The sequence below is a fragment of the Mesorhizobium sp. M7A.F.Ca.CA.001.10.2.1 genome (genome assembly GCF_003998575.1).
In the GTDB taxonomy this organism is placed as follows: Bacteria; Pseudomonadota; Alphaproteobacteria; order Rhizobiales; family Rhizobiaceae; genus Mesorhizobium.
On record NZ_RZQY01000106.1, the window covers coordinates 1 to 12,963 of the forward strand.

Consider the following 12,963-nt stretch of genomic DNA (forward strand, 5'->3'; position numbering starts at 1 on the left):
CCCAGATACTTCACCGATGGCGCCTTGGGATCCGGAACCTGCGTTTTCGCCTCGACCGCGGCGCGGAACGGCTCGGCACTATCCTGCGGAGAAAACCCCAGATGGTTGGCGCCGCTGTTGTCGACCGTTTTCACCTTGTTGTCGGAAAGGCCGAAGGAGATCGTATGGCCGACGCGCGGCGCGGTGAGAGCTGCCTCGACCAGACGCACACAATCGGCGAAGGAGAGGTATGACCACAGCATGCGACGGTCCGCCGGTTCGGGGAAGGACGAAAAGATGCGCAGGCACGCCGTCTCGATGCCGAACTTGTCCCAGTAAAGCCGGCTCAGGCTCTCGACGAAGTTCTTCGACACGCCATAGAGGCTGTCGGGACGCACCGGCGCGTCGACGCCGATATGCGCCTCGACCTCGTGATAGCCGACGGCATGCACGGAGGAGGCATAGATGACTCGTTTCACGCCGTGTTTCCGGGCGCCCTCGTAGATGTGATAGGAGCCGCGGATGCTGGAATCCAGGATGGTTTGCCATTCGCATTCGAGTGGTGCGCCGCCGAAATGCACGATCGCATCGCAATCCTTGGTGGCGGCAAACGTCGCCTCCATATCGGCGAGGTCGAAGACCGCTTCTTCCTCGTGTGGAGCAAGATCGCCGAACGGTTCGCGGCCGGCCAGGCGGATCGTTTTTGCCAGCGGCACCAGCCCCTTTCGCAGTTCCGAACCGAGGCGGCCGGCCGCGCCGGTGATCAGGATGCGTTCGTAATGCGGCATGATTTACTCCACTTGCGCGACGGCGGCGTTGATGCGCGCGATCGCTTCGGTCAGCACCTCTTCGCCGGTCGCGGTCGAGATGCGGAAATAGGGGGAAAGTCCATAGGCGGCGCCCGGCACCGAGGCCACGCGCCCTTCGTTCAGGAGATAATTCGCCACTGCCGTGTCGTCCTCGAGCACGACGCCTTTTGGGGTCCTGCGGCCGATCAGGCTGGCGCATCCGATATAGGCATAGAAGGCGCCTTCCGGTGGCGAAAGCGTAAGACCGTTGATCCGCCTGATGCCGTCGACGACAAGGTCGCGGCGCGCCTCGAACGCCTGCCGAAAGCGTGCCACCTCGTCCTGGGGGCCGTTGAGCGCGGCCACCGTCGCCGCTTGCGCGATCGAGCAGACGGACGTGCAGGACTGGCTCTGGATGATCGCCATCGCCCTGGTGAGCGGCGCCGGCCCGGCGGCATAGCCGACACGCCACCCGGTCATCGCATAGGATTTGGAGACGCCGTTGACGATCAGGGTGCGGTCCCTGAGTTCCGGGCAAGCCTTGCCGAAGGAGACGAAGTCGCGTCCGTCGAACAGGATGTGCTCGTAAATCTCGTCGGAAAGCACCAGCACCTGCGGATGCCTTGCCAAAACCGCTCCGAGTGCCCGCAGGTCCGATTGCGAATATATGGCGCCGGAGGGGTTGCCGGGCATGTTGAGGAACAGCCATTTCGTCCTTGGAGTGATGGCTTTTTCGAGCAGCTCCGGCGTCAGCCGGAAGCCGGAAGTTTCCGGGCACTCGATAACGACAGGCCTGCCGCCGAGCAGCTTCACCATCTCGGGATAGGAGACGAAGTAGGGCGCCGGCAGGACCGCTTCGTCACCAGACTCCAGCGTCGCCATCAGCGCGTTGAAGATGATCTGCTTGGCGCCATTGGCCACGACGACGTCGTCCGCCGTGTAGTCCAGTCCGTTTTCGCGGCGGAACTTGCCGGCCACGGCTTCGCGCACCTCGGCCGTGCCGGCGGCACCCGTGTATAGCGTCTGGCCGGCCTTCGCGGCGAAATGCGCCGCTTCGATGATATGGCTCGGTGTCGGGAAATCCGGCTCGCCCAGGCCAAGATCGATCACGTCGACGCCCTTGGCGCGCAGGGCCTTGGCTGCCTGCGAAGCAGCCATGGACGCCGACGGCTTCACCGCAGACAGGCGCGAGGCAATGTAGCTCATTTGCCGTTCTCCGAAATGTATTCCTTGGAGCGGTCGTTCGCCCGCGCCTCGGTGCTGCGCTTGGACGGATCGCCATAGCCGCCGCCGCCCGGCAATTGGAGGATCAGCCGACGGCCGGCCGGAACATGCTGCCAGCCTTTGGGTCGCATCTGCGTGCCATCGTCCAGCCTGACCACGCCGGCCACTCCAGGCCCGCCGCCGTTGCGCCCGTGGGCGGGATGATTGACGCGGTCGAACATGGCCGAGAAGTCGAATTCATGGCCCTCGATCGCCTCGATTTCGATAACCTGCCCGAGCCCGCCGCGGAACTCGCCGTCGCCGCCGGAATCGGGCCGCAGCTCCTTGCGCCAGATGACGATCGGCCCGGTGTGCTCCGTTGCCTCGATCGGCATCGTATGGACGCCGGAGGGGAAGGCCGTCGCCGACAGTCCGTCGAGACCGGGGCGCGCGCCCATGCCGCCGGAATTGAACATCAGCACCTCGGCACGGCGGCCCGAACCGCCGGAGACCGGCCGAACCGAGATATGGATGTTCCACAGTGCGCCGGCGCCCTCGGCAAGGATCTTGCCGGGCATCGCCTTGGCGATCGCGCCGAGCACCAGATCGGGAACCATGTGGCCGAAGATGTGCCTGAGCGCCACCGGCGCCGGCCGCACGGCGTTCAGGATGTTGACCGGAGACGACACGGTGAAGAAGGCGAGCGACGCGGCATTGTTAGGAATATCGGGCGCCACCACGCATTTCAACGCGTAGCAGGCATAGGCCTTGCTGTAGATGATCGGGCAGTTGATGCCCCATCGGCTCATCGGGTCGGTACCGGTGAAATCGACCTCGACGCCGGCGTCCCTAACCGTGACCGTCGCCGCGAGTTTCACCGGCTCGTCGTAGCCGTCGGTCACCAGCGCGTTCGACCAGCTGCCTTTGGGCATCGCCTTGATGCGTTCGACCAAGGCGTCGCGGGTGCGCGAGAAGATGAACTCGCCAAGCCCGTCCAGCGATGCCAGGCCGATCTCCTTCATCATGTCGACGAGGCGTCGGTGGCCGACTTCGTTGCAGGCGGCGAGCGAATAGAAATCGCCGACGACCTGGTTCGGCTCGCGGACGTTGGCGCGCAGGATCCTGACGAGATCGAGATTGACCTTGCCCTTCTCCGCGAACTTCATGATCGGGATCTGGATGCCTTCCTCGTAGACCGACTTGCCGTCAGCGCCGAAGCCGCGCCCACCGACATCGACCACATGTGCCGTGCAGGCGAAGAACGCAACCAATTCGCCGTTCAGGAACGACGGCGACACCATGGTGATATCGTGCAGGTGGCCCGTGCCCAACCAGGGGTCATTGGTGACGTAGGTGTCACCCTCGAACATGGTTTCGCGCGGGATTTCGTTCATGAAATGCAGCACCGCCTCGGCCATGGTGTTGACATGGCCGGGCGTTCCCGTCACCGCCTGTGCCAGCATCTGGCCGCGGGGATCGAACACGCCTGCCGACAGATCGCCGGATTCGCGCACCGATGTCGAGAAAGCCGTGCGCAGCAAGGTGAGGGCCTGCTCCTCGACCACCGAGATCAACCGGTTCCACATGACCTGCATGCGGATTTCACTGATGTCGCTCATGCCTGGCTGCCTTTGCGGATCAGAAGGATCGCGCCGTCGCTCTGGATGACGGCGTCGAAGCTCGTGGTGACGACGGTGGACGTCTCGCGTTCGACGATGATGACCGGGCCTGCCACCCGATCGCCGGTGCACAGCCCCTCCCGTTCGACGATGCCATAGGTCCGTGGCGCACCGCTGGCCGGATCGAACACCGCGCGGCTTGTTGCCGGCTGAGTGGTCCGCTTGCCGGTGATCAGCTCGTGCCTGGCGACAGCAGGCCGGACATCCGTCGCCTTCACGGACCAGGTGACGATCTCGATTTCCAGGCCGCCAAGTCCTTCGATGGCGCGGCCGAAGAAGCGTTGGTAATTCGCCTGGAACAAATCCTCGAGCGTGGTTGCGGCATCATTGCCGAACGGCTCGTCCGGCAGCGGCACGGGGATTTCCCAGCCCTGGCCGGCGTAGCGCATGAAGGCGGTGATTTCGCATGTGATCGTACCGTTGGCCCCTGCCCGCACGAAGCTTTCGGCTGACACTTTGAGGTCATCGAGCAAAGCATTGGCCTCGGCCGGCTTGAACTGCGACAGCCGCGTCAGCCGGGATGCCAGGGCTTCGTAGCCGAACGGAGCCTTGAGGAAGCCGATCGCCGATCCGACGCCCGCGCCCTTGGGGACGATGCACTGGTCGATGCCGAGTTTCTCGCAAAGCCTTGCGGCGTGAAGCGGGGCCGCGCCACCGAAGGCGATCATCACGTTGTCGGAAATGTTTTTGCCGTTTTCGACAGCATGGACGCGGGCGGCATTGGCCATGTTCTCGTCCACCACCTCGCAGATGCCGAAGGCCGTCGCCATGGCATCGAGCGACAGGCGTTCGCCGACATCGCGCAGGATCGCCTGTTCGGATGCGGGCGAGTCCAGCCTGATGGCGCCGCCGGCGAAATTGTCGGGATCGAGCTTGCCGAGCACCAGGTCGGCATCTGTGATGGCCGGGCGCCTGCCGCCGCGGCCGTAGCAGGCCGGGCCAGGTTCCGATCCGGCACTTTCGGGACCGGTCTGGATGCGGCCCATGGCGTCGACCCAGGCGATCGAGCCGCCGCCGGCGCCGATCTCGATCATCTCGATCACGGGAATGGAGATCGGCATGCCGGAACCTTTGCAGAAGCGATAGGTACGCGCCACTTCGAAGGTTCTGGCGGTGCGCGGCGCATAATCCTCGATCAGGCAGATCTTTGCAGTGGTGCCGCCCATGTCATAGGAGACGACCTTTTCCAGGCCGAATCGCCTGGCGATGTCGGCGGCGAAGATGGCGCCGCCGGCCGGGCCGGACTCAACGAGGCGCACGGGAAATTCCGAGGCCGTCTCTACCGAGATCAGACCGCCCCCCGAATGGATCATGAAGACCGGGCACTCGGCGCCCATCTCCTTCAAGCGAGTCTGGAAACGCGCGAGATAGTCCGCCATCTGCGGCCGCACATAGGCGTTGGCGCAGACCGTGTTGAAGCGTTCGAACTCGCGCATCTGCGGCGAGACTTCGGCGCTGATCGAAATCGGGATGGTAAGCTTGCGGGACAGGATAGCGCGTGCCCGGCGCTCATGATCAGGGTTGGTGTAGGCATGGATGAAGCCGATCGCCACGGAGCCGAAACCGCCGGCCGCGATCCGGTCGGCAATGCCTTCCAGGGCGGCTTCGTCGAGCGGTTGAAGCTCCTGGCCTTCCGCACCGATCCGGCCCTTTACCGTGAAACGGTGCTCGCGCGGGATTAGCGGCGCCGGCAGCTGCAGGTCGAGGTCATACTGCTCGAAACGGTTTTCGGTCCGCATCTCGATGACATCGCGGAACCCTTCGGTGGTGACCAGTGCGGTCTTGGCGCCACGGCGTTCGATGAGCGCATTCGTCGCCAGCGTCGTGCCGTGGATGATGATGCCGATCTCGGCAAGCGCGATACCGGCATCGCGCGTGACGACGGCAATGCCGTCCAGGATCGCCTGCTCGGGCGCCGCGTAATTGGTCAATACCTTGGTGGAGAAGATCGTTCCCCTGAGGTCGAGCGCGACGTCGGTGAACGTGCCGCCGATGTCCGCGCCGAGACGGATGTCGTCTTTGGAGGTCATGCCTTGGCCTTCTGGGAAGCGAGCGCGGCGTCACGCATCTGGGAAAGGGTCTGTCGGGGCGTCAGCGCTTCGGGAGATATGGCGATGTCGAGGACCGCTCCCGTCACGGATCCGAGCGCCCGATCGAACGCCGCCGCGAAATCGCGCGTCGCCTCGACCCGCTCGGCATGGAAGCCATAGGCCTTAGCCAGTGTCACGAAATCAGGGTTTTCGAGCGACGTGCCCGAAACGCGCGCCGGATAGTGGCGCTCCTGATGGGCGCGGATCGTGCCGTAGATGCCGTTGTTGAGGATCAGCACGATCGGCTGCGCGCCAGCCTGCATAGCGGTTCCGAGTTCCTGGCAATTCATCTGGAAGTCGCCGTCGCCGGCAAAGCAGACGACCGTGCGTTCTGGAAACGCAACCTTGGCGGCAATTGCCGCCGGCAGGCCGTAGCCCATGGCGCCAGACTGCGGGGCGAGCAGCCGTGCGTCCGGCCCGAACTTGAAGAACTTGTTCGGCCAGACGGTGAAATTGCCGGCGCCGTTGGTGAGAATGACGTCGGCAGGCAGGTTTGCGCGCAGCCAGGCGCTGACCTCCACCATGTCCACCGGGCCGGGCTGGACGGGCGCGCCGAATGTCCCTTCATAGGCTTTGCGGGCCGCGGCGCGCCAGTCCGCCCAGCCGCCTTTGACGGGCGTCAACGCCCGGGCAAAAGCGTTCGGCCCGGCATGGATACCGATAGCCGGCACATAGGTCTTGCCGATCTCGCGATCGGAGCCATGGACATGGATCAGTTTCTGGCGCGGCACCGGCACGGACAGCAGCGTATAGCCGTCCGTGGTCATCTCGCCAAAACGCACATTGACGGCCAGGATCACGTCGGCGTCGCGGAGCAGGGCTTTGACATGCGCCACCATGCCGACGCCGGCCTCGCCGACAAAGACCGGCGAATGGTTGTCGAACTGGTCCTGATAGCGAAAGGCCGCCACGACAGGGATGTCGGAAACCTCTGCGAAAGCCTGTAGCGCCGCGCGTCCGTCCACGGTCCAGTTGGCGCCGCCCATGAGCAGGACCGGCCTCTCGGCCTTGGCCAGCAGCCTGAAGGCCGAAGCGATCGCTTCCGGCGCCGGCGCCGGCTCGAAAATGGCCGCCGGTGCGCTGAGCGGAGCCGCTTCGGTCATGGTGGTCAGCATGTCCTCGGGCAGCGCGACCACGACGGGACCAGGTCGTCCGGTCAATGCGGTCGTCCATGCCCGCGCCACAATCTCGGGCAGGCGCGCGACATCGTCGATCTCGACCGCCCATTTGGCGACCGTGCCGAACACCGACCGGTAGTCGATTTCCTGAAACGCTTCGCGGCCCTTCATGTCGGTGCCGACCTGGCCGACGAACAGGATCATCGGCGAACTGTCCTGCATGGCCGTGTGAACGCCGATGCTGGCGTTGGTGGCGCCTGGGCCGCGCGTCACGAAACAGATGCCTGGCGAGCCGGTCAACTTGCCGTAGGCCGAGGCCATGAACGCCGCGCCGCCTTCATTGCGGCAAAGCGTGTAGTCCAGCTTTCCCTGCGTGTCGTGCAGCGCGTCCAGGACGGCCAGATAACTTTCTCCGGGCACGCCGAAGCTCCTGGTCGCGCCAAGCCCGATCAGGCACTCGACGAGAAGGCGGCCGCCATTGCGGATCATGCTTCGACATCCTCACTTTGGCGGCAGGTCGATCGAGCCTGCCTTCGGTTCATAGGTGCACGCAGGCGGTTCGGGGCGAAATCAAGAAATGCCGTCTATTCGAAAGTTTTTCTTTGCCGGGCAGCGCGCACCAGCACGCCCGGATTCATCGTGTCCCGTGGATCGAATGCATCCTTGAGCCGCGCCATGAGTTCGCGTTCCAATGGACTGCGGTTTCGGTCGGCCATGGCGACCTTTGCGCGGCCAAGTCCATGCTCGGCCGCGAAACTGCCGCCCATTTGCGTGGCGAGCGACGATAGCGCCTCGGCGAACCGCTCGGCCTTGCCGTCAAAATCGGCGCGGCCTTCCGGCGGCGACAGATTGTAGTGGATGTTGCCGTCGCCGAGATGCCCGAACGGGTTTATCCGCACGCCGGGAAGAATGTCGTCGCAGATCTCTGCGCCGGCCTCGACGAAACGGGCGATAGCGCCCGGAGGCACCGAGATGTCGTGCTTCAGCTGCTCTCCTTCCAGCCTCTGTCCTTCCGGCTGCTCCTCTCGCAGCCGCCAGAATTGTGCGCGATGCGCGCCCGTCGCCGCCAATGCTCCGTCCAGCACCAGGCCTTGCTCCATGCCCCACTCCAGCGCCGAAGCCAGTATCTCGTCGAGCGGAACGCGGGGGGCGCCCGATGCCAGTTCGACCAGCACATAGACCTCGCCGCGTGCCTCCAACTGGTAGGCGAGGTCGGGCAGGTGTTTGAGGGCCAGTCCCAGCCCGATGTCGGAGAAGAACTCGAGCCCGGTCAGGAATTCCCCCACCTCGCCCCGCAGAAAGGTGCCAAACGAAATCGCCGCGGCGAAATCGGACATGACGACAAGCGCGCTCGCCTGCCGCCGCGGCATCGGGTAGAGCCGCAGGATCGCGCGCGTCACGATGCCAAGCGTTCCTTCCGCGCCGCAATAGAGCTTGCGCAACTGGTAGCCGGCATTGTCTTTCTGCACCGCGCGCAGCCCGTTCCATATCGCCCCATCAGGGGTCACGACCTCCAGGCCAAGCACGAGGTCTTGCATCATGCCATACCGGAATGCCTGGCTGCCGCCGGCATTGGTGCCGACCAGGCCGCCGATCCTGGCGCTGCCTTCCGCGCCGAGATGCATCGGAAACATCAGGCCGTGCGGTTCCAGCGCCTCGTGCAGCGCGGCAAGCACGGCTCCCCCCTCGACGAGGATCGAGCCGCTGTCCAAGTCCGGTTTGCCGATCGCCGTCATGCGCGAAAGCGAAACGATCACCGCATCCGGCCGATCGGCGACGGCGCCGCCGCAAAGCCCGGTGTTGCCGCCTTGCGGCACGACCGCCAGACCGGCCGCGTGGCATGTCTTTACGACACTGGCCACTTCGGAGGTGTCCGCAGGCCTGGCCACGCCCAGAGCCGCGACGCCGTAGCGATCGAGCCAATCGCGCTGATAGGGCCTGGCATCGCTGCCCGAAAGCCATCCTTTCGGTCCGAGCATATCGCGCAAGGCGGTGACGGGATCAGTCACGGACATGGCTGCGGCCTGACGCGGGATCGTTGCATCGATCAGTGACCAAGCACCTGCGACAGGAACTGCCGCGTGCGCTCGTTGCGGGAGGAGGTGAAGAATTCATCGGGAGGCGCCTGTTCGACGATCTCGCCTCCATCCATGAAAATTACCCGGTCGGCAACCCGGCGCGCAAAACCCATCTCATGCGTGACGCAGATCATTGTCATGCCTTCGGAGGCGAGCGTGACTATGACGTCGAGCACTTCCGCGATCATTTCCGGGTCGAGCGCAGAGGTCGGCTCATCGAACAGCATGATCTCGGGCTGCATGCAAAGGGCACGCGCTATCGCGACCCGCTGTTGCTGGCCACCGGACAACTGACCGGGATACTTCATCGCCTGTTCGGGAATGCGTACCTTCTCCAGATAGCGCCGGGCGGTCGCCTCGGCATCCGCGCGCGGCACCTTGCGTACGATCATGGGCGCGAGCATGCAGTTCTCCAGCACCGTCATGTGTGGAAACAGGTTGAAGTGCTGGAACACCATGCCGACTTCCCGCCTGATCCCGTCGATGTTGCCGACATCGTCGTTGAGCTCGGTGCCGAGCACGGTGATCCGGCCGCCATTGTGCTGCTCCAGACGGTTGATGCAGCGGATCATGGTGGACTTGCCGGAGCCGGACGGGCCGCAGACGACGATCCTCTCGCCGCGATCCACGGACAAGCTCACCTTTCGCAGCGCCTGGAATGTCCCGTAATATTTGTCGAGATTTTCGATCAGCACCGCGGGGCCGCTGGATCGGGGCGAGTTTCCTGAAATCACGTAAACGCCCCCTATCGTTCGCCGACCGACATACGGCGCTCGAGAAAAGCGCCATAGCGGGACAGGCTGAACACGAAGATGAAGTAGATGAAGGCGATGAAGGCATAGACCTCGACATAGGCGAAGCGCCACTCGCCGGTGCCGTAGGCGGCATTGCCGGAGGCCAGGATCTCGAAGAAGCCGACGATGATCACCAGCGAAGTTTCCTTGAACGAGATCACGAACTGGTTGATCGTCGCCGGCAGCGCATTGCGCATGGCCTGCGGTAGAAGAATGCGGCCGACGCGCTGCCAATAGCGCATGCCAAGCGCCATGGCTGCCTCTTCTTGCCCACTGGGAACGCCCTGCATCCCACCCCTGACGATCTCCGCCTGGTAGGCGGAAAAAAACAGGGCCGAGCCCAGGATCACCCGGTACAGCTTGTCGCCCACCAGCCATTGCGGCAGTGCGAACGGCAGCACGATGGCGAAGGTGAACAGGATCGAGATCAGAGGCAATGAACGCACCCCGTCGATGATGAGGCCAGTGGTGCGGGAAATCCATGGCAGGCCGGAGCGGCGCAGCAGCGCCAGGCAGATCGCCAGCGGGAAGCCGATCAGGCAGGTGGTCACGAAGATGAACAGGGTCAGCGCCAGTCCGCCCCAGGCCTCCTCGCCGACATAGGGCAGACCAAGCACGCCGCCCTTCATCAGCACGTAGAAAAGCGCCGTTCCGGCTCCCCATACGAGTGCGATGCGGCGACCCGTCCAGAAGGCTGGAACGCAACTTAGCACCGTCATGACCACGACGATCAGGCAAGCCAGGGCCGACCGCCACTGCTCGTCATAGGGATAGAGGCCGAACAGGATGATGCGCCATCGCGCGGCAATGACCGACCAGCAGGCTCCCGCCGCCGCTTGGCAGGCTTCGGGTCCGCCGCTCGTCGTGAAGACGGCCGAGAAAACCGCCCAATTCAGGAGCTTCCAGGCCAGGAAGACCATGACCGCCAGGGAAGCCAGCGACAGCAATGCCTGCAGGGGCGTCGCAAAGAAGCGCCGCCTCAGATCCTCGATCTTGCCAATGGCAGGAGGGGCGACAACGACCATTTCCATCCCTCACCCCCTCAACTGGTTGCCCTTGAGGGCGATTGCTTTGTTGATGCGGTTGAAGATGGCGGCGAGGCTGAGGTTGATGACGAGGAAGCCAGCCATCAGGATGCCGATCGCTTCGATTGTCTGGCCGGAATGGTTGATCGTCAGCGCCACGATCATGAAGAAATCGGTGAAGCCCACCGCGATGCCCATTGTGGTCGCCTTCATCAGCCAGACATACTGGTTGGCGAGGATTGGCAGCATGGCGCGTAGTGCCAGCGGCAGCCGCACCAGCATGAAGACCCGCCACGGGCCGAGGCCCAGGGAAAGAGCCGCCTCGACCTGGCCCTTGCCGACAGCCTTGAACCCGCCGCGCACGATCTCGGCGATGTAGGAGCCGCCATAGATGGCGATCGCGATGGCCAGTGTCGCAAACTCCGGCGGAATGCGCAGGCCGCCTCGCAGATTGAGACCTTGCAGCGCCGGAAAATCGAGTAGCGGCGAGTCGGCCAGGCGGCCGGCCACCAGAACGATGGCCGCGCAGGCAAGTGCCGCCGCCGTGCCGGCAAGCTGAATGCCGCCACGCTGGCCGACCGGCAGGCTGAGGCGCGATGTCCTGCCCAGCCAGATCGGCAGCGCGATGGCGGCAATCACAGCCAATGTCGCCGCAGCGAGCGCGGCGCTGCTGATATTGGGGAACGGGATGTAAAGCCCCCGGCTGGTGAGGAGAAAGCCCCATCCCTCATGCGCGGCGCGCGGCGTCGGCAGATGGGTGATGACGGCATACCAGAAAAAAACCTGGAGGATCAGCGGGATGTTTCGGAAGATGTCCACATAGGTGCGGCCGAGCAGCCGGGCCAATTCGTTCGAGGATGTCCGCGCCAGGCCGACGATCGTTCCGACGATCGTCGCCAGCGTCAGGCCGACGGTTCCCAGAAACAGCGTATTGATGATCCCGATGAGGAAGTACCACCAATAAGGGTCGTTGGCCGTGGCGGGCAGCAGCGAGAAGTTCAGGTCCCAGCCCGTCGACTTGAACAGGAAGTCGAATCCGGAGGTGATCCCCTGCGCCGCCAGGTTCTGTCTGGCGATCACAATGCCGGCAAGCACCATCGCGGCGATCGAGCCGACATACAGGATCTGCAACAGTGCGTTGCGGACTTTTTGATTTCTCAGCAGGCTGACCATTCAGAAATCCTTCCCGAATTGCCGCGCGGTCCCGCCCGGCGGGAGCCGGGCGGGACCTGGAGCGGGATGCGTTCAGAACGGATCAATCAACAACCAGCGGGAACAGGACACCGCCATTGTTCCACAAATTGGTCAGTTCGCGATCCATCTTGTAGGGCGAGTCCTTGCCGAGATCGCGATCGAAGATTTCGCCGTAGTTGCCGACGTTCTTGATCACCTTGTAGGCCCAGTCGTCGGAGAGCCCGAGACCCTTGCCCATGCCTGGCGTGACGCCGAGGAATTTGGCGACCTGCGGTGAAGTCGGCTTGGCCTTTATCTCGTCGACGTTCTTCGAGGTGATGCCTTCCTGCTCGGCAAAGATCAGCGTGCTCAGCGTCCAGTTGGCGATGTCGACCCAGTTGTCGTCGCCTTGCCGCATGATCATGACTTCAGGCTCGACGGCGAGCACGTCGGGCAGGATGACATGGTCGTCGACCTTGCTCTTGGCGATGCGCGCAATGGCCAGTGTCGGACCCCACTGCGCATAAAGATCGCAGCGTCCCGAGAAATAGGCCTGCTCGAGCTCCTCGGTCTTCTCGATGAGCACCGGTTCGAGCTTGATGCCGAGCTTGGCAGTATAGGCAGCGACCTGCTGTTCCTGCGAGGTGCCGGCGGGAATGCAGATCGTGCCGCCTGCGGCATCCTTGAGCGACTTGAGGTTCAGCTCCTTGTGCGCCATCACCTTGGTGGTCCCGAGATAGTAGGACATGGAGAACTGCAGCCCAAGTTCGGTGTCGCGGCTGAGCGTGCCGCCCGAGGCCTTGACGATGATGTCGACATCGCCGGACTGCAGGGCCGGCCAGCGCTGGGCCCAGCTGATAGGAACGACTTTCAGCTTCGCAGGGTCGCCGAACACGGCCGCGGCCACCGCCTTGCAGAGGTCGATGTCCATGCCCTTCCAGTTGCCCTTGTCGTCCACCTCGGCGAAGCCGAGATAGGAGCCGTCAAGGCACGCGGCATGCTGAACTGCACCGGCCATGACGGCTCCTATCTCGGC

The 12,963-nt window shown here is 64.1% G+C and carries 10 protein-coding genes; all 10 read right to left on the reverse strand.

The features are described 5' to 3' along the window. Positions 1-767: NAD(P)-dependent oxidoreductase (locus tag EN964_RS09865; protein ID WP_164775770.1), on the reverse strand; the 767-nt coding region annotated here is incomplete at its 3' end. Between the two features lie 3 nt (positions 768-770). Continuing rightward, positions 771-1,973: a pyridoxal phosphate-dependent aminotransferase gene (locus EN964_RS09870; protein ID WP_127269542.1), complete on the reverse strand. Its 1,203-nt coding sequence runs from the start codon at positions 1,971-1,973 to the stop codon at positions 771-773. Then, on the reverse strand, positions 1,970-3,589 hold the full coding sequence (locus EN964_RS09875; RefSeq protein WP_127269543.1) for a hydantoinase B/oxoprolinase family protein: 1,620 nt from the start codon (positions 3,587-3,589) through the stop codon (positions 1,970-1,972). Before EN964_RS09875 ends, EN964_RS09870 begins: the two co-directional genes overlap by 4 nt. Further along, positions 3,586-5,679 carry a hydantoinase/oxoprolinase family protein gene (locus tag EN964_RS09880; RefSeq protein ID WP_127272763.1) on the reverse strand — a complete coding sequence of 698 codons (2,094 nt, stop codon included), beginning with the start codon at positions 5,677-5,679 and terminating at the stop codon, positions 3,586-3,588. The genes EN964_RS09875 and EN964_RS09880 overlap by 4 nt, the downstream gene beginning before the upstream one ends. After that, positions 5,676-7,346 carry a thiamine pyrophosphate-binding protein gene (locus EN964_RS09885; protein ID WP_127267665.1) on the reverse strand — a complete coding sequence of 557 codons (1,671 nt, stop codon included), beginning with the start codon at positions 7,344-7,346 and terminating at the stop codon, positions 5,676-5,678. Before EN964_RS09885 ends, EN964_RS09880 begins: the two co-directional genes overlap by 4 nt. A 95-nt stretch (positions 7,347-7,441) precedes the next feature. Continuing rightward, positions 7,442-8,872, reverse strand: a complete 1,431-nt coding sequence (locus EN964_RS09890; protein ID WP_236383032.1) for an FAD-binding oxidoreductase — start codon at positions 8,870-8,872, stop codon at positions 7,442-7,444. A gap of 32 nt (positions 8,873-8,904) precedes the next feature. After that, positions 8,905-9,669, reverse strand: a complete 765-nt coding sequence (locus tag EN964_RS09895) for an amino acid ABC transporter ATP-binding protein (protein WP_127267664.1) — start codon at positions 9,667-9,669, stop codon at positions 8,905-8,907. A gap of 11 nt (positions 9,670-9,680) precedes the next feature. Then, positions 9,681-10,760, reverse strand: a complete 1,080-nt coding sequence (locus EN964_RS09900; RefSeq protein ID WP_127267663.1) for an amino acid ABC transporter permease — start codon at positions 10,758-10,760, stop codon at positions 9,681-9,683. A gap of 3 nt (positions 10,761-10,763) precedes the next feature. Continuing rightward, positions 10,764-11,927 carry an ABC transporter permease subunit gene (locus EN964_RS09905; protein WP_127267662.1) on the reverse strand — a complete coding sequence of 388 codons (1,164 nt, stop codon included), beginning with the start codon at positions 11,925-11,927 and terminating at the stop codon, positions 10,764-10,766. A gap of 82 nt (positions 11,928-12,009) precedes the next feature. Beyond that, the coding region (locus EN964_RS09910; protein WP_164775771.1) for an amino acid ABC transporter substrate-binding protein at positions 12,010-12,963 on the reverse strand (954 nt) is incomplete at its 5' end.